This window comes from Paenibacillus sp. plas6, from assembly GCF_057221655.1.
In genome coordinates, this window is sequence record NZ_CM170151.1 from 4,231,563 (window position 1) to 4,252,564 (window position 21,002).

General features: G+C 41.0%; 16 protein-coding genes. 15 read left to right on the forward strand and 1 reads right to left on the reverse strand.

Going from position 1 to position 21,002, the window contains the following annotated elements:
- Nucleotides 1-10: 10 nt before the first annotated feature.
- The 12 genes from AC2TDL_RS18765 to AC2TDL_RS18820 all read left to right on the forward strand — a co-directional run bounded on the left by AC2TDL_RS18765 (nucleotide 11) and on the right by AC2TDL_RS18820 (nucleotide 16,913).
- The gene (locus tag AC2TDL_RS18765; RefSeq protein ID WP_484701291.1) at nucleotides 11-943 is read left to right on the forward strand and encodes an ABC transporter ATP-binding protein; all 933 of its coding nucleotides are present in this window, start codon (nucleotides 11-13) and stop codon (nucleotides 941-943) included.
- Nucleotides 940-1,830: an ABC transporter permease gene (locus AC2TDL_RS18770; RefSeq protein ID WP_484697582.1), complete on the forward strand. Its 891-nt coding sequence runs from the start codon at nucleotides 940-942 to the stop codon at nucleotides 1,828-1,830. The genes AC2TDL_RS18765 and AC2TDL_RS18770 overlap by 4 nt, the downstream gene beginning before the upstream one ends.
- Nucleotides 1,831-1,998: 168 nt before the next feature.
- Nucleotides 1,999-3,675 (forward strand): hypothetical protein, encoded by a 1,677-nt coding sequence (locus tag AC2TDL_RS18775; RefSeq protein ID WP_484697583.1) that lies wholly within the window; start codon nucleotides 1,999-2,001, stop codon nucleotides 3,673-3,675.
- 43 nt (nucleotides 3,676-3,718) lie between these two features.
- A complete protein-coding gene (locus tag AC2TDL_RS18780) occupies nucleotides 3,719-4,708 on the forward strand; it encodes an AAA family ATPase (protein WP_484697584.1) in 990 nt (329 codons plus the stop codon).
- Nucleotides 4,709-4,797: 89 nt separating this feature from the next.
- Nucleotides 4,798-5,775: a DUF58 domain-containing protein gene (locus AC2TDL_RS18785; protein WP_484697585.1), complete on the forward strand. Its 978-nt coding sequence runs from the start codon at nucleotides 4,798-4,800 to the stop codon at nucleotides 5,773-5,775.
- A 21-nt stretch (nucleotides 5,776-5,796) separates the two neighbouring features.
- Entirely contained in the window at nucleotides 5,797-7,722 is a 1,926-nt protein-coding gene (locus tag AC2TDL_RS18790) for a vWA domain-containing protein (RefSeq protein WP_484697586.1), read from the forward strand.
- Nucleotides 7,712-10,726, forward strand: a complete 3,015-nt coding sequence (locus AC2TDL_RS18795; RefSeq protein ID WP_484697587.1) for a VWA domain-containing protein — start codon at nucleotides 7,712-7,714, stop codon at nucleotides 10,724-10,726. The genes AC2TDL_RS18790 and AC2TDL_RS18795 overlap by 11 nt, the downstream gene beginning before the upstream one ends.
- Nucleotides 10,727-10,807: 81 nt before the next feature.
- Complete coding sequence (locus AC2TDL_RS18800; RefSeq protein WP_484697588.1) at nucleotides 10,808-11,119, forward strand: rhodanese-like domain-containing protein; 312 nt, start codon at nucleotides 10,808-10,810, stop codon at nucleotides 11,117-11,119.
- A gap of 183 nt (nucleotides 11,120-11,302) precedes the next feature.
- On the forward strand, nucleotides 11,303-12,349 hold the full coding sequence (add, locus tag AC2TDL_RS18805) for an adenosine deaminase (protein WP_484697589.1): 1,047 nt from the start codon (nucleotides 11,303-11,305) through the stop codon (nucleotides 12,347-12,349).
- Between the two features lie 72 nt (nucleotides 12,350-12,421).
- Complete coding sequence (locus tag AC2TDL_RS18810; RefSeq protein ID WP_484697590.1) at nucleotides 12,422-13,750, forward strand: deoxyguanosinetriphosphate triphosphohydrolase family protein; 1,329 nt, start codon at nucleotides 12,422-12,424, stop codon at nucleotides 13,748-13,750.
- 222 nt (nucleotides 13,751-13,972) lie between these two features.
- Entirely contained in the window at nucleotides 13,973-16,246 is a 2,274-nt protein-coding gene (locus AC2TDL_RS18815) for a heavy metal translocating P-type ATPase (protein WP_484697591.1), read from the forward strand.
- Nucleotides 16,236-16,913 (forward strand): sulfite exporter TauE/SafE family protein, encoded by a 678-nt coding sequence (locus tag AC2TDL_RS18820; protein WP_484697592.1) that lies wholly within the window; start codon nucleotides 16,236-16,238, stop codon nucleotides 16,911-16,913. The genes AC2TDL_RS18815 and AC2TDL_RS18820 overlap by 11 nt, the downstream gene beginning before the upstream one ends.
- Nucleotides 16,914-17,010: 97 nt before the next feature.
- Here AC2TDL_RS18820 and AC2TDL_RS18825 read toward each other — a convergent pair whose 3' ends face one another.
- The gene (locus AC2TDL_RS18825; protein WP_484697593.1) at nucleotides 17,011-17,628 is read right to left on the reverse strand and encodes a hypothetical protein; all 618 of its coding nucleotides are present in this window, start codon (nucleotides 17,626-17,628) and stop codon (nucleotides 17,011-17,013) included.
- 225 nt (nucleotides 17,629-17,853) lie between these two features.
- Between AC2TDL_RS18825 and AC2TDL_RS18830 the strand changes: the two genes are divergently transcribed.
- From AC2TDL_RS18830 to AC2TDL_RS18840, 3 genes are all read left to right on the forward strand, one after another.
- Nucleotides 17,854-18,615 (forward strand): GTP cyclohydrolase II, encoded by a 762-nt coding sequence (locus AC2TDL_RS18830; RefSeq protein WP_484697594.1) that lies wholly within the window; start codon nucleotides 17,854-17,856, stop codon nucleotides 18,613-18,615.
- A gap of 70 nt (nucleotides 18,616-18,685) precedes the next feature.
- Entirely contained in the window at nucleotides 18,686-19,759 is a 1,074-nt protein-coding gene (locus AC2TDL_RS18835) for an LLM class flavin-dependent oxidoreductase (protein ID WP_484697595.1), read from the forward strand.
- Nucleotides 19,760-20,025: 266 nt separating this feature from the next.
- On the forward strand, nucleotides 20,026-20,997 hold the full coding sequence (locus AC2TDL_RS18840; protein WP_484697596.1) for a hypothetical protein: 972 nt from the start codon (nucleotides 20,026-20,028) through the stop codon (nucleotides 20,995-20,997).
- Nucleotides 20,998-21,002: the final 5 nt, after the last annotated feature.

Sequence of the window (21,002 nt, forward strand, 5' to 3'; positions counted from 1 at the left end):
GTCTGAATATATGATCGAAATTTCTGGTTTGAAAAAGCAATTTGGTAACTTCCATGCCTTAAAAGGAATAGATCTGCAAATAAAAAAAGGAACTGTATTTGGCTTTGTCGGTCCAAATGGAGCGGGTAAATCGACAACGATGTTAATTCTTGCTACGCTGTTGCTCCCTACTTCTGGTACAGCAAAGGTCGATGGGCTTGATGTCACTCAATATCCTCATGAGGTTCGTAAAAAAATCGGGTACATGCCTGATTTTTTCGGAGTATATGATCAATTTAAGACAGATGAATATTTACATTTTTATGGTGGAAGCTATGGAATTCCGCGCAAGGAGCGAGAAAAGCTAATTCCACAGTTATTGGAGCTAGTAAATTTATCAGATAAACGAGATGCCTATGTAGATTCGTTGTCACGCGGTATGAAACAGCGTCTCTGTCTTGCCCGTTGTCTTGTGCATGATCCTGAATTGTTAATTTTGGATGAGCCAGCCTCTGGATTAGATCCGCGGGCACGCATCGAAATGCGAGAAATATTAAAGGAACTTAAAAGCATGGGGAAAACGATAATTATTTCCTCTCATATTTTGCCGGAGCTAGCGGAAATGGTTGATGAAATCGGCGTAATTGAGCATGGTGAAATGATTGCCGTAGGGAATATTCAGCATATCCAACAGCAGTTAATGGCTAAACGTCAGCTCAGCATTAAGCTAGCTAATCGTCAGGATGAACTAAAGCAATATCTTAATGATCAACCATTTGTGCAAAGCACTTTTATTGATGGTTCGACATTAGAGGTACAGTTTTCCGGAGGAGATAAGGAGCAGGCTGCATTGCTAAGAAATATTATAGCTGCAGGATTTGAAGTGATCTCGTTTCAAGAGGCACAAACAGATTTGGAAGATATTTTCCTTGCGATTACTAAAGGAGGAGGTAATGAAGCATGAGCCAATGGTCACCCGTTCAATCGCTTAAACAGTTTTTTCTAAATCCTGTAATTGATAAGGAATATCGACTAAGAATGCGCAGCGCAAAAGCAATGTGGACTTTGCTAGCTTATTTAATAGCAATGGGGCTGTTTGCTGCTGTTATCTTTTCCATTGTCGGACTTAGTTCTGGTCGTAACGCTTATGACAATAACTACTCAGGGATTGCGTTTATTGTACTTTCTTTTGCTCAGCTTGGCTTAATTGCCTTTATGTCCCCAGGCCTTACCGCTGGAGTAATTAGCAGCGAGCGCGAAAAGCAAACATTAAATTTGTTATTAACGACCCAGCAATCGTCTTTTACGATTATTGTCAGTAAATTAATTAGCAGTATAAGCTTTATGTTTTTAATTGTTTTTGCTTCGCTGCCGCTGTATGGGATTGTCTTTTTGTACGGAGGTATTTCTCCTGATCAATTGTTGTCAGCATTTTTATTTTTCATCTTTAACATGCTTGTGTTCGGATCGTTCGGAATTATGTTCTCGACAATATTTAAGCGAACAATGATTGCGGTTATTGTAACATATGGTGTTGTCTTATTTATGTTTGCAGGGACTGGAATATTATTTTTATTGTTCATGAGTATCTTTAATGAGTATCTGTTTTCCGGCAATTCAAACTATGATTTGACTTGGATGCTGCATTTTCTTGCAGTAAATCCGGGATTTGCTCTTTACAGTGTTTTTGATAGCGGAGATTGGTATCTTGATATTGTGAATAGCCATAATTCAGGAAAAACATTTTTTGATTACGTCCCGTTATGGTTAGAATATGTCGTGTTTTATACAGTGATATTAGTTCTATCATTAGCTACTGCTATTAAAAAGCTTCGCCCATCGAAAAAATAACGATTGATTTGTTAATCGATCAATATGAGGGACACATTTATATCGTGTTTGTAATAATTTAGTTATTCCGTAGCATTTTTGCAAAGGATGTTTTGATCGTCAGTTAGTGCTGACTGTCTTAACATCCTCTTCTCATATTTGAATGCAGCTGTGAAAGGAGGGACTGATATGTCATCAATCATACAATCACTTAATAGAATAGCTCGCCGTTGGAACTGCGTTAAGCTGTTAATAGCCTTAGTTCAGGGTATCGTATACGGAGCAATATTACCATTTGTATTGCTGCTCCTTTCAAGATGGATACCGATACTTTACAGCAAATGGATTGCTGCGGGATTATGGTTGATTGGAATAGTGATCTTCTTAATTATGATGTGGTTTAAACGTATGCGTGTACTTGAGGCCGCAAAGCTTGTTGATGTTGAACTTGGTGAAGATGCCGTTGTAACCGCCTTAAACCTTAATGAGCAGAATAAGCAATCAATGATGGGACAGCTTGTCATTGAGCAAGCAGCGCTCTCAACCAAGCAATATGAGCAAGAATTAAGGGAACGGATTCCGTATAAACGAGGCTGGAATATAAAGAAATGGAGTTATTTAACGTCGTTAACTATTATTTTAGTCGGCTTTCTTTTCACATGGCCAAACGAACAAGACGCTGTTGCAAAACAAATCAAGCAAGCTGAAGAAATAAAAGAAGAGTTATCTGATAAGCTTGAACAAATACAAGAAGAAATTGAAGAGTCGTCATTAGAGCAAGCAGAGCAGGAGGAACTAATAAGCACACTAGAAGAACTTCAGCAGCAATTGAAACATCAAGAACAGCTTGAAATGGAAAATATTACAGAGCTTGAACAAGCCTTAGAGCAGCTTAAAGAATTAACTGAAGAAAAAGGAGCTTCGGCAGAGCAACTTCGTCAATTGCAAGAAGAAATGGAACGTCAACAATCATTGCAAGGTTTGCAACAAGCGATGAAGGAAGCGATGCAGCAGCAAGGTGCTCAGCAGCAGAATATGTTAAGAGAAGCACTTAAAGCACTTAATGAGGAACAGTCTGAAGCTTTACGTCAGCTGGCAGAGCAACTTGAAAAGCAGCAGACACAGTTATCTTCAATGTTTGATGAAGCTTCACAGCAATTGACAGAAGATGGGGAGATATCTGATCAAACCGTCGAGCAGCTTGCAAATGAACTATCACAATTGCTATCGGCTTCTCAGTTAAGCTCATTACTTAGTAATGCAAGTGACGAATTGGCAGAGCAGCTTTATAGTTTAAGCGATCTGCTGGCAGATTTAGATCCGTCATTAAGTGAAAGCTTAGCGAATGCAGTTAACCAATTTAAGAGCTCTATCGATGGCAACAATGCAGGTCAATCAAATGGCGGACAAGGAAATGGTGGTGACTCTGAGCAAGCTAACAGTGGATCAGGAGAGGGGAATAGTCAAGGACAAGGAAGCGAACAAGGTTCGGGTCAAGGGAATGGTCAAGGGCAAGGACAAGGTAATGGTCAAGGAGCCGGACAAGGAGCGGGACAAGGGAGTGGTCGCGGCGCTGGTGGAGGACAAGGCGGTAGCGGTGCAGGCAATGCTCCTGGAAATCATGCAATGATAACGACACCGCGAATTGCTGGGGAAAGCGAGATAAGTGTTGATGGTGGTCCAAGCACTGGCGGGCAAGTCATTTCAGGTGGAATTTCCCCAATGATTGACGGGCAGCAAGGAAATTATGCCGAGGTGTATCGTCAGTATGAGGCTGAAGCAAAAGACTCTCTAAATCGTTCTGCTTTACCGTCACATATGCAATCAAAGGTGCAACAATACTTTGATTCCATTCAACCAGAGTAACATAACATTTAAATATTGGTTTCAATCTGAATGGAGGAGCAAAATGGACAATCAAGGGATTACATTTCAACAAGCGCAGCAATGGATAGCTGATTTAAAGCAAGAAATAGGAAAAGTTATTGTCGGACAAGAGGTTGTAGTTGAGCAATTGCTATGGAGTGTAATAGCGGGTGGTCATGCTTTATTAGAAGGGATACCTGGACTAGGAAAGACAATGTTAATTCGTACATTAGCGGATGCGGTAGACTTACAATTTTCCCGTGTTCAATTTACGCCTGATTTAATGCCAGCGGATATAACCGGTACAATGCTGTTGGAATTAGCTTCTCACTCGCAAAAATTTAGCAGAGGACCGATATTTGCTAATTTAGTGCTGGCCGATGAAATTAACCGTGCCACACCTAAAACGCAAAGTGCTTTGCTTGAAGCGATGCAAGAAGGGACTGTAACAGCAGGGGGAGAGAGCTACTCATTGCCTAAGCCATTTTTTGTACTTGCAACACAAAACCCGATCGAGCAAGAAGGAACTTACCCATTGCCTGAGGCACAGCTTGATCGCTTTTTAATAAAAATAGGAATTGAATATCCTTCAAGAAATGAACTTAAAGAAATTGTCAAACGGACTACAGGAACAGAGAAAATAGCTGCAAATGCTATATTAAACGGTATGCAGTTAGAGCAGTTACAGCATTTAGCTAAACAAGTCATCTGCTCTGAGGACATGCTTGAACTAGCTGTCTCTGTTATTATGCGTACCCATGCTCATGAGGAGGATGCTCCTGCAATGATTAAACAGTACGTACGCTACGGAGCTGGACCTCGTGCATTGCAGAGCTTAATTTCAGTATCGCGCGTTCGTGCGCTTATGCAAGGAAGAGGGCATATTTCTTGGGGCGATATTGCAGTTACCGCAAAACCTGTGCTGCGCCATCGAATCGGTTTAAGCTATGAAGCACAAGCACAAGGTATAAGCAGTGATATGCTAATCGCGGAAATTACTAACTCAATTGAACAGGAGCGCAGCAAGCTTTAACTTTTTGCATGTCTATCCCTGTATGACATGTATTCCTATCGTGCATAACAAGAGTTTAATTAATGTAGAGAGGGTGAAGGAGAGCAAAAATGGATGATCAACAAGCTTCTTCACGATTGCAAGATTTAAAGCTGCTTTTTCCAGATGAGGGCTGGTTGTCTACTTTAGATAGCCTATTATTAAATGCAAATTTCAGAGCTAAAGGAATGCTGGCAGGAAAGCGAAAATCAAGCAGCTTAGGTAGTTCACTTGAGTTTGCTGATTATCGCCCATATATTGCCGGTGACGATATTCGCAGAATTGACTGGAACTTATATGGTCGAACTAGAAAAGCTTATATTCGTCAATATTGGGATGAGCAGGAGCGCAGCTTTTACCTTTATGTGGACAGCAGTCAATCAATGCTACGCTTTGGAGAAAATGAGCAAAATAAATGGATGTTTGCTCTTCGAGTTGCAGCAAGCATCGGCTATATTGCACTGCAAAATGAGGATCGAATGACATTAAGTTTATTTGACGAAAGTAGCATTAGCCAGCAGTTGCCTAATCTCTATGGAAAGCAGGCAAAGTTTACGATGCAGAAGCTGCTTGCAGAGATGATTCGTGCTAAGCAACAACAGCTGAAGTCAGAACCATCAACTGCTTATATTGATCGCTCTGATGCGATGTCAGCATTTCGTAAAGCAAGTAATTTGCCGAGACGTGCTGGGATTACTTGGATATTTTCAGATGGCTTATTCGAGCAAGGATTAGAGGAATTGCTTTCCAATTTGCAAGCTAGACAACAAGAAATTGTTTTCGTTCATATTTTACATGGTGAGGAAATAAAGCCAAATCTTGAAGGTGAATTGAAATTAATCGATGTAGAAACGAGCTCTGCAACCGAAGTCGCTATCTCGAGTCAGGTGATGGAGCGGTATTATCAAGGAGTAGCAGCATTTCAGAGTGAGCTGCGCAAAACCTGTGAATCTCGAGGTGTAGCTTATTATTGCTTAAATTCCAGCGAGCCGTTTACTCAATCCTTTAAGTCTTTGTTATTACAAGGGGATCAGCTTCGCTATCGATAAATATAACTAGGAGGTGGCAGCTTGCACTGGCTATCAACAGCATCGGCATGGTATGCGTTATCCTGCTTGCTTATTATCGCAATGTATATTTTAAAGAAGCGTTACGAGCCAAAGTCGATTTCAAGTCATTTACTTTGGCGCAGAGCATTGCAGGAGCAGGAGGCCAATAAGCCGTGGCAGCGCTTGAAGCAGCGGCTGCTGCTTTGGCTCCAGCTGATAACTGCTATCTTAATTGTATTAGCTTTAATGGAGCCTGTAATTGAAAAGCAGCTTACAGAGAAAAATCATGTAGTGATCTTGCTTGATCGCTCGAGCAGTATGGCAACATCAACATTAGCATCGGGTGATAGTTATTTGCAAAGCGCTAAACAAGAACTGATCGATTGGTTAGATGATGAATTAGTTGGAGGAGAGGTAACGCTTGTTACCAATGGTGATTATCCAACTATCGTGCTAAATCATGCTAAACGAAAGGCAGAAATTGAGCAGGCGATTAAAAATATTACTCCTTATTACGGAGTGTCAGATGATGAAGCAGCAATGAGTTTAGCGCGTGCTTTAGCTGAACAGGACGAGCAGTCATATGTTCATTATTTTGTTGATGAGCGCTATAAAGTTTCTGAGCAAACGCTCCAGAACACTAGCACTATAAATGAAACCTGGCATTTATACAGCAGCTCCGCTCATCAATTCGATAATTCGATTCGAAGCTTTACTTTAACTAAAACAGGCGAGAGAGTTTCTGCATTTGTAACTGTGTTGCATGCTCCTTTGCCTTCTAATTCACAATTAAAGGTGGAAGTTACTGCCTATGATGAGAAGGGCAAAGTTATCTATCAAGATGAATTGCAAAAACAAGCAGAGATTGGCGGCTTGACGACGTTTCAATTTGACGGCTTACCAAGCGCTTATTATTACTATAGTAAGCTAGTTTCGCAGGACAATGATCCGAATGTTTATAATAATGAACAATTTGGACTGATCGCAGAGCAAAATAGCTATGAGGCATTACTCATTTCCCAAGGAAATTTATTTTTGGAAAAGGCATTACAGCTAATGAATGTTGGGATTACAAAAATTACAGCAGAAGCTAATCCGCCAAGCGGAGAGACTTTGAAAAAAATACAGTTTATTATTGTCGATGGAAACTACGATTCTCTCAAGCAGCAAACAGAATGGTCGGAGTTGTTTTCAAACTTTCCAATTTGGGTGATCGATCACCCTGACGGATCTGAAGCAGCACAACTGGTTAATAAAGCGCCTGTCGTAAATGAACACCCGATCACGAACTATTTTTCGATGGAGGATACGTATATTTCAACAGTTAGAAAGCTAAGTACTGCTGAGCTAAGCAATGTTGATGTGTTAGTTGAATACGGTGGTTCGCCTGTCATTGTCGCTGGAATAAATGAGCAAAAGCCGTTTTTAAGATTTGCTTTTGCCTTACAGGATAGTGATTTGCCATTGCGAGCGACTTTTCCTATCTTAATGATGCAAAGCATTGAATATATGGCAAGCGGATCAGGCAGTCAGTTAGGTTTTTTACTTGTTGGTTCAGAGCCGACAATTTCGTTAATGGCAGGAACAAGCAGCAGCTATTGGCAGCAAATTGCAACGAAGGGTGAGCACAAGCTAGCTTCAAGCGAAAAAATAATGAATGAGTCTAATTTAAGGATTGTTGCTCCCGCTTTTCCAGGCGTATATGAGCTTGTTGAGGAAAATGAACAAGGTGAGCAATTGCAACGGCGGACTGCAATCGTAAGCGAAGATAGTACAGACTTTATTGCCGAAAAGATTACTGCCTTGCTGCCTAGCAGCAATGAGCAAGCAGATCAAACCGTTGCTAATGTCGCTACTAGCGGCTGGAGCAGCTTAGTTCCATGGCTGGCAGCATTGCTATTATTGCTTGTGTTTGCTGAGTGGGAGGTGTATAGACGTGGACTTTAGCTTTGGTTTAACAGCCGCATCTCCATGGCTATTATTACTACTAATCCTTTTACCACTCTTTATTTGGTATCAATATCGCTATACTTCACGAATAACTGGTACTCGTAAAACAATTGCCATAGCTTTGCGCAGTTTAATCGTGCTGCTTATTATTTGCTTAGTAGCAGGAGTTCAGCCTTATAGCAGTACTAAGCAACGGAATGTCGCAATTGTTGTTGATCGTTCAGACTCAATTGGCAGCGATAATGGAGCGCTAGCTTTCTTACAGAATATAAAAACAAATGATGAACGTAATCATTTGGCGATTATTTCCTTCGGCGAAAATGTATTAATTGATCGTTCATTGCAGCCGCTCGCTGGTCAATCTGCATGGAATGCTTTCCGTACCGTTGTGCAAGAGGGAGGCAGCAGCATTGCTGCGGCGTTGCGTCAGGCGGGAAGTATGCTTAACCAATACCGCGGCGGAAAAATAGTGCTGCTTACGGATGGTGTAGAAACTTCGGGTGACTTTTTAAAGGAAGCACAACTTTTGAAAGCAATGGATGTAACGGTTGATGTTGTTCAATTGCCACATAAAATTAATAAGGATGCGGCGATATCTGCCCTTAAAGTTCCGTCACAGCTAAAGCAGGGGGAGAAATATCAGCTGGCCATTACAATTGACAGCACTCATCAAGCAGGTGCAGAGCTACTTATTTATGAAGATGATGCTCTAATCGCCCAGCAAACGGTGGAGCTTGTGCAAGGGGAAAACAGCTATTTAGTAGATGCTGTTGCAACAAGCTCAGGCATGAAGCAATATCGTGCTGTAATTAGGATGGAGGGTGACACTGAGTCAAGAAATAATAGCAACTATAGCTTTAGTCGCGTAGCAGGGCCTGCAGGGGTGCTTATTGTTGAAGGTGAGCCAGGAAGCTCTCGCAATATCGAAGCAGCACTTTCTTCCTCCTTTATTGCTTATCGTACGATCTCACCGATTGAACTAAGCTATGAGTTAGCTTCTTACATTCAGTATGATGCAATTATTTTTAATAATGTAAGTGCAGTCGATTTGCCGCAAATAAAGATGGAGCATATTGCTGCTGCTGTACGTCAATACGGAGTAGGCTTTGTTATGCTTGGCGGAAATGACAGCTACGGGCCAGGAGGTTACTTTGATACGCCAATTGAAACTATATTGCCGCTTAATATGCAGCTTTCTGGCAAAAAAAGAATTCCTGACCTGCAATTAATGCTTGTTATTGACCAGTCAGGCAGTATGTATGGCGAGAAAATGGAGTTAGCAAAGGAAGCAGCAGCAAGAACTGTAGAGCTGCTCCGTTCAGTCGATACCGTTGGGGTAATTGCCTTTGATACAGTTCCCAATTGGGTCGTATCGCCAGTCAAGCTTGATGATAAGGAAAGTGTTATATCGAGCATTATGTCGATTCAGCCTGATGGAGGAACAGATATTTATCCTGCTCTTTCAGCTGCTTATAATGGCTTCGATTTACAAACTGATGCAAGAAAGCATATTATCCTGCTTTCAGACGGCATGTCAGCAAATACCCCGCAGTATCAAGAGTTATTGCGAAATTTAAATGAGAATAATATTACATTGTCAACTGTTGCGGTTGGTCAAGATGCTGATATTAGATTTTTACAGCAATTAGCAGCGGATGGTAACGGCCGATCGTATTATACCGATGACGCTTCAACGATTCCTGCAATCTTCTCACGAGAGGCAACATTAATGTCACGGGCATATATTGTGGAAGGTGAAATAACACCGGTTGAGGGATACGCAGGATCATGGTCGCAGCTATGGCGTGACGGATTGCCTAAGCTCGATGCATACGTCGCTACTAGTGCAAAATCGACTGCTGAGATTGCGCTTTGGTCTCCGCAGGAGGATCCGCTTTTAGCGCGATGGAATATTGGCGCAGGAAAAAGTGTCGCATTTACTTCAGATGTGAATGGTAAATGGAGTGCGGACTGGGTATCGTGGCCGAAATTTTCTCAAGTTTTTACTGAATGGGTAAGATGGACTTATCCGCAGTTTGTACAAACCCCGTATACTGTAGAAGCCAATGAGCAAGGGAAACTGTTGATTACAAGTCATGATCAGTCAAGTCAAGCCAATCTCGGCATGACTATTGAGCATGAGGGTGAAAGTAGCATTTTACCTCTTGTTCCAGTAGCTCCAGGACAATACGAGGTGGATATTAGCGACTTAGAAAGCGGCGTTTACTTTACGCAAATCGGGGAACAGCAAGGCACCGACACAGTAAACAACGGGATTACGACAGGCTTTGTCATACCTTATTCTGCTGAATATCGACTGGATGCAGTTCTGGAGCAAGCAGCTGATCGTCTTAAAACATTAGCTGAAATGACAGGAGGACAGCTTTTGTCACTGGATAATACTTCGTCCATTTTTTCGTTTAAGCCAGTTGAATTAAGGATGAAGGATGATTGGACAAAATATATATTGTTGCTTATTTTATTGCTGTGGCTAATAGATATTGGTAATCGTCGGCTATCTTTGCCGTGGCGAACTTGGTTTGCTAAATTTAGTTCAATAGCTAGCAGAATGTTTCAGCGCAGTTTGACTAACTCTGGAGAAAGCTCAGTTACTACTAGTCAGCGCTCTCTGTCTAGCAGTGAGTCATTACAAAGATTAAAGCAGCGCAAGCAAAGCGTTGCTGAGCGGACAAAGTTTATGCCGCTTGAAATGGATGCTGAAACGGAAAACTCAGCTCTTATCTTTAAACAAGCTAATCGTACTGCGGAAGGGAAAGCTTCCACAGAATCTGCTAAACATGAAAAGCAGGAAGCAGAGCGCTCTGCTCATGCATCAAATTTAGCTAACGGAGCTAAAGACAAAACAGTTCATGCGAAACATTCAGCAAACAGCTCGATGCCGCATGATCAACAGAATGGAGAAAGCTTTTCAGCACCAAAAGATTCAAAGGCTGAGACGATGAACCGACTACTCGCTGCAAAAAATCGTCGAAAAAAATAGACTAACGAGTAAAAGTAGACATTCCACTGTTCATTAGGTAAAATTTGATACAGAATGTTTGAAGATGAGAGGATGTTTTCAATGTATAAAGAAATTACAGCTGATGAATTACAGCAACGACTAGAAGCAGGAGATAAAATCAATTTAATCGATGTTCGGGAGCCTGATGAATGGGAGGCAGGGCATATTGCTCAAGCAAGACTTATCCCGCTTTCTGAATTTACTGCACGTGAACATGAGGTGCATGAAGTAGAAGGTGAAGTAATCTTTATTTGTCGTAGCGGGGCACGCAGCGGTCGAGTGTGTGAATATATGTCACGCCAAGGATATGAGGTTACAAATGTAAGTGATGGCAATCTAGGATGGCACGGACCAGTAGTTTATGGTAAATAAAGAAAAAAGCTAATGATAGAACCACTAGGGGTCATCGTTGTTGGAAACTAACAGCGCTGCTTCCTAGTGTTTTTTTTCACTTACTGCTGTATTTATTTGCTAAATTGTATATTCTTAATATAAGTGTAGTACATTATTGAAATATGTACGAGGCAAAGGACGGAAGAAAGAGAGTGAGCAGCAATGACGTTATCAATTGAGCAAATTAAAAGTTTACCAAAAATAGAGCTGCATCTTCATTTAGATGGCAGTGTTTTACCGCAAACATTAATTGATTTAGCAAAAAAACAGGGTAAATCATTGCCGACTTATGATCCGCAGGAGCTACTTAGCTATATGAGCGCGCCAGAAAATTGTCAAAGCTTAAACGATTATTTACGTACGTTTGATTTTGTATTGCCATTTATGCAAACTTATGACGCGATAGAAAGAGTTGCTTTCGAAATTGTGCAGCAATGTGCTGCTGCCAATGTTCAGTACGTTGAAGTGCGCTTTGCCCCACAGCTTCATCGTCAGCAAGGGCTTTCAGTAGCGGAAACTTATGAAGCTGTAATTGCAGGACTAGAACGGGGCGAGCAGCAATTTGGCATTATTGCTCGTTGTATCGGAATCGTTTTACGAGGACATAGTGAGCAGCAAAATATCGAAGTAATTACCGAAGCGGCACGCTTTTTACAAAGAGGTTTAGTCGCAGTAGATTTAGCAGGTGCAGAAGCGTTGTATCCACCTGAACTTTATTTGTCTGTTTTTCAAACAGCAAAGCGGCTTAATCTGCCAATAACGATTCATGCTGGGGAAGCAGCAGGAGCTGAAAGCATCGCAGTAGCAGTTGAGCAGCTTGGTGCGCAGCGAATTGGGCATGGGGTAAGACTGCAGGAAGATCAACAGCTACTTGAGCGCATTGCAGAGCAGCGAATTCCTCTCGAGTTTTGTCCAATTAGTAATTTACAGACAAAGGCTGTTGCAACGTGGGAGCAATATCCGCTTAAACGTTATATGGAGCAAGGGATTGTCGTTACAGTCAACACAGATAACTTAACTGTATCGCAAACATCATTGACCAAGGAACTTTATACGTTGCAGCAGAAATGCAACTTAACGATTGATGAAATGCTAACGTTGCAGCGTAATGCAGCGGAAGCTATTTTTCTTGACGAGCTGAGTAAAGCTCAATTTATCGAGCGGTTTAATCTGCTTCTTGCGAAATGGACAGAGCAAACCTCAGTTTAACTAACGTAACAGATTAAAAAGAGTATTAAATGACAGCAAATGAAAAGACAGCTTGTGAAAGGAGAGTGCATCATGAAGAAAAGCATTCGTAAGTACCGACTTAATGATATTGAGCATACAAAATCTAGTGAGGATCGTGAGGAGTATGAAAAGGATTATGCGAGATTAATTCAAACTCCTGCTTTTCGTCGGCTGCAAGGGAAGTCTCAAGTTTTCGGAGCTGGCTCTGGTGATTATTATCGCACTCGTTTAACGCATTCGATCGAGGTCTCACAAATTGCCCGTGAAATGACACGCAAGCTAGGCAAGCAATATCCATTTCTAAATAAGGATATTCATCCTGGTTTGAAACTTGTTCCTGAAGTAGTTGAAATTGCCGCACTTGCTCATGATCTCGGACACCCTCCTTATGGGCATCGTGGCGAGGAGGTCTTAAACCATATTTTACAAAGCAAGTACGGGGCACATTATGAGGGGAATGCTCAAAATTATCGAATTCTAATGTTTTTAGAAAAGCGAGCAGGAAGCGAACGAGGACTGGACCTGACGGCTGCTTCTTTACTGGCAATTAACAAGTACCCTTATCAGCTTGGTAAAGATGGAGCGACTAAGGGAGTTTATGAAACCGAATGGGAGGCAATTAAGTTTCTCCGTGATTTATGGGAAATGCCTCTAGGCTGTCGTACGTTAGAAGCACAGTTAATGGATTTATGTGATGATATTGCTTACTCCACCCACGATATTGAGGACGGAATTCGCGCCGGAAAGATTCAATTAACAGAAGACTTTTTACTAGAGTCTAGATTAATCGATAATGTCGTTAAAGAAATTACCGAGGATCCAGCGAGTATGTCTGCCCTACATTGGTCAAACATTGACATCAAACAGCTTGTAACAAATGTACTGGAAAATTATTATAAGCAATGGAAGAGCATTTTTGACCAATTTGGCAGAGATATTTCTCGCTCTAGACGTGAGATGAAGGCACAGTGGGTTAATCATTTTGCAACTCGAATTGGTATTATTGAGGATAGTCAGACAGCTGGCTGGAAAAAAATTACGTTTGTACGCGAAGGTGCGGAAGATGTGGAAACGTTGCGTACAATGGAGATCTTAAAAAAATTAGCTTGGGTCACCATGATTAAAGATTTTCGAGTACAGCGTCTGCAAAAGCGCAGTGAAAATATGCTTCATAAGCTTTGGGAAAGTATGGAGGATGAAGCAGCAGGCCGGTTAATTTTACCTTCTGATTGGATTGAGACATACGACCAACATAAAGCTCATTATCCTTGGTATCGTTTAATTACCGATTATATTGCAGGCATGACTGACCATTATGCAGAAAAGGTTTATACTGAGTTATATGCTAGTCGCAGCGGCTCAATCTATGAGCGAGATTAAACTATTACGTACGCTAAGAATCGAAAGACATCTACAGTGTTATAGCTGCAAATTTTGCAACAAAGAAAGTGAATAAACTGCTGTGCAGGATCGAAATCACTATAATTTATAAAGTGATCTCGGTCCTTTTTTGTTGAAGGGAAGGCATGTATGAGCGGGACAAAGCATATAGGTTATAGATAAGCGGTAGTTATCGTCTATATGGAATTGGAGGAAGCAATTATGCAGAAGCAGTTCCCTCACAAAAATGAATCAGTTGAAGATGAGTTAGTATTAACTGTTCTTGGAATGAATTGTTCAGCCTGTGCAACGCGAATTGAGCGCAGTCTATCGAAGCTGGAGCAGATTGAAGATGTGGCAGTCAGCTATCCGCTCAGAACAGCATGGATTAGAGGAAACGCAAATAAGTTGGATTTGGCTGGCATTATTGCAAAAATTAATTCGCTTGGATTTCAAGCATATCCATATACCTCGACGCTTGATGAGATGAAGCGGGAGAAGGAGCTTCTTAGAAAACGTTTGTTATTAGCGATTTTGTTTACTGTTCCGCTTATTTGCTCCATGGCTGAGCATATTCCCTTGCTTCATCCGCTGCTTGAAGTTTTACCGAAGTGGTTATTTGCTCCGTGGCTGCAATTAGTGTTAGCAACCTGCGTACAGTTTATTGTTGGTATTCCGTTTTATATTAGTGCGTATTATGCAATACGAGAAAAGCTTGCAAATATGGATGTGCTTGTTGTGATCGGAACGACTGCAGCGTATTTATATAGTCACTATGAGGTGTTTGCCCATGGATTACAAGGATTAATCGACTATGCAAGCACAACCCATCCGAGGTTATATTTTGAAACATCAGCAGTCGTTATTACCGTTGTGCTGCTTGGAAAATATATTGAACTAACGGCTTCCATCCGCTTGCAGGAGCAGCATGAGCCATTTGCTGAATTACAGATAAACGAGGTGTTTGTAGAGCGAGACGGGAAGTTAATTCCGCTGCGTGTAGAATATGTAAAAGCAGGAGATCGTGTTCATCATTCGCAGGCTCAACTTATTGGCATAGATGGTATTGTTATTGAAGGTGAGGCGTATGTTGATGAAGCACTTTTAACTGGAGAGCAGCAAGTTATCTTCAAAGGAAAAGGAGACCGAGTGTGGGCAGGGACAACATTGACGCAAGGAGAGCTCATAATAGAAGCAACAGCAACTGGAAAAGAGACTATGCTCAATGTCATTAGAGAGCTAGTTAAGCAAGGACAGCGCTCAAAAACAAGCATTCAACGTCAAGTCGATAATGTCGTGCGCTGGTTTGTACCGTTAATTGTGATGCTTGCGATTGGAACGGTAGTCGTCTGGCTATTATTAGGCGGACAACCAAGTGAGGCAGTTCTTAGTGGACTAGCGGTCTTGCTTGTAGCATGTCCTTGTGCACTTGGTTTAGCTGCTCCCATTTCATTAACGATTGCAAGCCGAAGATTGGTTAAGCATGGCGTTATTGTTAAAGATGCTGCTGTAATTGAGCGACTGCATCAGGTGCAGGAGGTCATATTCGATAAAACAGGAACTTTAACGGAAGGAAAGCTCAGTGTAAGTTACATTCACAGTTTCTTCGTTTCAAAAATAAAAATGATTGCTCTTGCTGCAGCATTAGAGGAGCACGCCCAGCATCCAATTGCTCAAGCGATTCGTTCGTTTAGTGAAGAACATGAAGTTGAAAAAGTGACCGTTGATAATGCTCAGCATCGAATTGGCTTTGGTGTGGTAGGGAAGTATGGACATCATACTTTACTTATCGGTAATGACCGAATGTTAGTTGCCGAGAAAAAACCGTTGCCGCCATATGTTCAAGTGTTAGCTGAGCAGCGCAAGCGGCAAGGTGAAACCGTTTGTTATGTTTATTTGGATGATCGCTGTATTGGAATTATTGGATTACAAGATCGCGTTAAGCAATCTAGTGCGCCTGCAATTGAGCATTTACAAAAAATGAATATTGCAGTCAGTATGGCAACTGGGGATCATGCTGGCTCGGCAAAACGTGTTGGAAATGAGGTAGGAATAGACAACTTCCATGCTGACCTGTTGCCTGAGCAAAAGCTTGAATTAATGCAGCGAAAGAAACAAAATCAGCAAGTTATTGCCATGGTAGGAGACGGCTGGAATGATGCTCCTGCGTTAGCAAGTGCGCCGATTGGCATTGCATTAAGTAACAGTACAGAGGCAGCCCTTCATGCAGGTCATATGACATTACTATATTCTAAACTTACCAGTATCCCCCTCGCAATCCAAATGAGCAAACTGGCTGTGAAAAATATTAGGCAAAACTTAAGCTTTGCGCTTGTTTACAACAGCTTTATGCTGCCAATTGCTGCATTAGGCAAACTTGAGCCTTGGATGGCAGGGATAGCTATGTCGCTTAGCTCACTTTGTGTAGTATGCAATGCATTGCTGCTTCATCGTCGTCTCAATAAAGTGGAGGTGAGCATGCATAATGCTAAGTAGCCTAATGCTAGTGTTTACGAGCGGCATAATGAGTGCAGCGCATTGTATGGGAATGTGTGGAGGGCTAGTCGCAGCAGTTACGATGCAATCAAGACGATCTGCGCTATTAAGTAATCTGCTGTATCATTTAGGCAGAGGCATATCTTATACGATATTTGGCACTGTGCTTGGCTTAATTGGTAGTTTCCTAGATGTGGCTGCTGCCTGGAGTGGAATAAAAGGAATTGCCTCAATTATCGGTGGCTGTATGCTGCTGCTTTGGGTATGGCGAAAGATTACGATTCCACAATTAGAAACTGCTTCCACATATATTCATGCCCATCTTGTTAATGTCATTAAATATTTTCGTGGTGGGGATAAGCTTTACTTGTTTATGACAGGCATCGCATTTGGCTTCATCCCTTGCGGATTAACGTATGCAATGGGGATGCAAGCAGCTGCCACTGGAACTTGGTATGGCGGCGGATTAACGATGCTAGTATTTTCCTTAGGAACCTTACCAGCTCTTGTGCTTGCAGCAACAGTTACCGCACTAGCCTCAAAGCGCTGGCGCAGGCTAATGGGGACAATTGGCAATTGTACCGCAATCATTATCGGATTTCTTGCAATTATGCGCGGCTTAGCAGCTAACAACGTAGTTCCATCCATTCATCATTGGCTTTGGTAGGATGATTGAGTAAAAAAATAGAAAACGTGAGAAAAAATAACGCAAGTTGGCTACTTATGCACTAAGTTACATAAGCAGCTAATCTGCGTTATTTTTATTACTCTAATCCGTTATCCTCACGTATTTTATATAATGCATTTACTATAGGTTCAGCAGGGTCGCGATTTAACAAATGTAATGTTAATAAAAATTGGATTGGCATAGCACACACATTATTGCCTTCTTTAATTGACGGAAATCCTGCTTCAACAACTGGACCTGCTTTTTCATGCATACTAAGTCCAATGTGAACTTTTTCATCATTAAACTCTTCTCTCACTGATTTAATACAATGAGGCATAATGACTTTATCGAACATTTTCGTAGTTTCCTCTTTAGATTGAGGTGCACTAGGTAACGGCTTATTAACTCCTTCATTGATCATGTCAATATAGAAGGAAGCAAGCCATTGTTGGGCTCCAGCAGGATCTTTATGCTTTTGCAATAATTCATTCAATAAGAAGCCGCAAGCATAGTGAACATCACTTTCATTGGACGTTAGCTGATAAGCGAATAGAGGTCCTAAGCTTAAATGATGAATAATTTTTCCTTCAACTTTAAATTCGGGAAACTCAGTTTGCAACATCTGCAATGTACGAGTATATATCGCTGCGACGAGCTTTTTAAATTCTTCTTCCCGTTCTTTTTGCTTATTTGGATTCACTTCAGTAGTCATAATTGCCCCCTTCCTTTTAACATTTTAACATGAACCATGAAAAAAGGAAGGGAAATGTGATGATTATTGCTTTGAGCATTGCTAAAATTGCTCTGATCAATGATTTTGTCGTATAGTTAGTTCATAGTTTAGCGAAACCTAGCGTTATTTTGAATAGGAGAAACAGCTTTAGATAAACTAAAGGTAGTTAAAACTTGAAGATTGTCACTGAAGGGAATGCTTAATATGCTGCAAGTACATAGTATCGAAGCTAACGTATTAAAAAATTTGCAAGAAAAAATAAAGATGCTGCCAACCGATAAAGGTGGGATTTACTTGGTCGGTCCTATTAAGCTGCCAATTAATCTAGATGGGAATACGCTACACTTTCAATGGTATTGCTGGCTTCGTTGTGAGGAAGCAACTGATAGTTTTGAGCAAATGCTTATTAAACTGCAATCGGCAAATTTAGCTGAATTTCAGCAATCTAGTGTATTAGTGCATGGAGATTTTGCGCAGGCTGATCATGCCCTAATTCGTTTTCATTCAATTTGTCATACGGGGGATATTTTTGGCAGCAAGCGCTGTGATTGCGGTTATCAGCTGAAGCAATCATTGAAGCATATTGCCGAACACGGGCAAGGAGCATTGTTTTATCTTGCAAATCATGAAGGCAGAGGAATTGGATTGTTCAGTAAAGCACTTGCTTATCTATTACAGGAAAATGGCTATGACACAGTCGATGCTAATCTAAAACTTGGCTTTGCTGATGATTCTCGAAATTATAGCGATGCAATTACAGTACTAAAATCATTACGTCAAAAACCAGTAACATTAATTACGAACAATCCGCGTAAATTAAACGCACTTCGTCAAGCTGGATTAGATGTGGAGGGACGTGTACAGCTCTGGGGAGATGTATCTAGCTATAATGAAAAGTATTTGAAAACAAAGATCGAGCGTTCAGGTCATCTTCAAGAAGCAGAAGGCTGCTGCAATAATGATTAATCTCATTAATTATTAATGATATAAAACGATAAAGCAGTAATAGAGCAGATGATGGAGGAAAAAGGAAGCAATGGGGAATCAAACAAAGGATATTGGTGCAAGCGATCGCTTTGAAATTGGCATTTATACGCTTGCAGATTTAGTAGCAAATCCAATTACAGGTGAAACGATATCAGCAGGACAAAGGTTAAAGGAGATTATCGATGCGGCAAAGCTTGCAGACGAAGCAGGCCTTGACATATTTGGTATTGGAGAGCATCATCGATTAGATTATGCAGCATCATCACCAGCTGTTATTTTAGCGTCAATAGCGCAGGTCACAAGAAAGATTAAGCTAACAAGCACAACAACCGTATTAAGCACGATTGATCCTGTAAGACTGTTCGAGGATTTTGCTACACTTGACCTGTTATCAGAAGGGCGAGCTGAAATTATAGTTGGTCGAGGAGCTTTTGTCGAGTCTTTTCCGTTATTTGGCTATGAGCTTGACGATTATGATAAATTGTTTGCTGAGCATTTGCAGTTGTTAGAGCAAATTAATGAGCAGAAAGTTGTGACATGGAGCGGACAATTTCGCCCATCACTTACGCAGGCTGAAATTGCTCCGCGTCCACATCAGGAGAAGCTACCAATTTGGCTTGGGGTTGGCGGTACAGTGGAAAGTGCAGCACGTGCAGGCAGCTATGGGATAGGTTTAGTAATCGCGATGCTTAGCGGCGATCCTGCACGATTTTTGCCATTAGCAGAAGCATATCGTCAAGCTGGGATAAATGCTGGGTATAATGAGCAAGCATTAAAAATTGGTATCACTGGACATAGCTATATTGCGGAAACGACCCAGCAGGCAAAGGATGAATTTTATCCGTACTATAGTAATTATCGAAATGCTGTAAATGCACAGCGTGGCATTAACTCCAAGCTTTCACGCGCTGAATTTGAACAGCTTGCAGAGCCAAGTACGGCGCTATTTGTTGGCAGTCCGCAACAAATCGTTGAAAAAATATTGCAGCAGTACGAGCTATTTGGACATACACGCTTTTTAGCGCAAATGGATATTGGCGGAGTGCCATTTAAACAAGTAGCAAAAAGCATTGAACTGCTGGCAACGAAGGTCGCACCAATTGTTCGTAAAGAATTAAGTTAACAAGCTTTAATCTATATGTTCAGTGAAAAACTGCAATCTAATTGATAGTTGAACTGCACCCCTATTGTTAGACACAGAAAATCTGTCTATCAAAGAGAGGTGCAGTTTTTTTATAAAGATGCAATTTTCCAATTAGTATAAAGGATTACGACAATCTAGTATAGAAACGTAAAATCATTTGATAAAAAGCAAATAAAATTTACTTTTGTAAAATTATTTGACAAACGTAAATAATATTGTTTTAATATGCATATGGGAGGTGCCCTATGCTTGATATGTATGAGAACGAAAGATTAGATCTCATTAAGCACTTACAACTTTCATTAAGGACAATAAGACAAATTATGGGTCTTAGCGCACAGGATTTAGGAAATTTAATTGGATTAACTCGACAAACAATTAACAATTTAGAAAATGTAAAAAGTCAAATGACGGCAACACAGTATGTTTCGATATGTGCGGTAATAGATAATTTTACAGCTAAAAAGCCTGAGCTTTTACCTGCAATATCCGCAGTATTAGAAGCTAGTGTGTTAAGTACCTCAGCAAATAAAGGTGAAATATTTAATACTTATCAAGGTTCATTTTTAAAAAGATGGTTTCTTACCTTTTCTGAGGGTGAGCAGCAAAAATCAATTTCAATTTCATCAGGTAAGCACCCTGACATGCTGAAAGAATTAGCGCAACACTATAAAGTTTTTATCGATAGCAGCAGTCTTCTAACAGTTGGAGCTGATCAATTTGTAGAACAGTTATTACCGCTATTAGTGGAAGCAAAGGCTGGGCTGATTGTTCCGCTAAGAGTAATTGAGTATTTGCAGCAGCTGACAGAAGAGGAGGATGCTGAGCTAGCAGAACAAGCAAGGCATGCGATTGCTCTATTAAGCAAAGTTCAAAAGCAAGGCGCTTTACAAATTAGAGGAGAGAAAAACGATGCTAATGCGTACAGCACCTTCATTTCTGTATTTGCCAAGTATAAAGCAACTTATCGACTGTTTTTGATTACTCAAGATGAATCACTTGCAGCTGATGTTCTTGGGATGAATGAGAAGGAATACATGGTCGGTTATCCGATTGGTGCTGGATATTTGGATGAGGAAGGAATATTGCAGCTGTATGGAGCTGAAGCGAAGCAAGAAGAAACGATTGCCGGGAAAGAGGAAGGTGAAGTAGAAAGCGTTGAGACTGATGGTATTCTATCTAGTAATATCATCAAAGGTTGGGACAGCATTGAATAAATAGG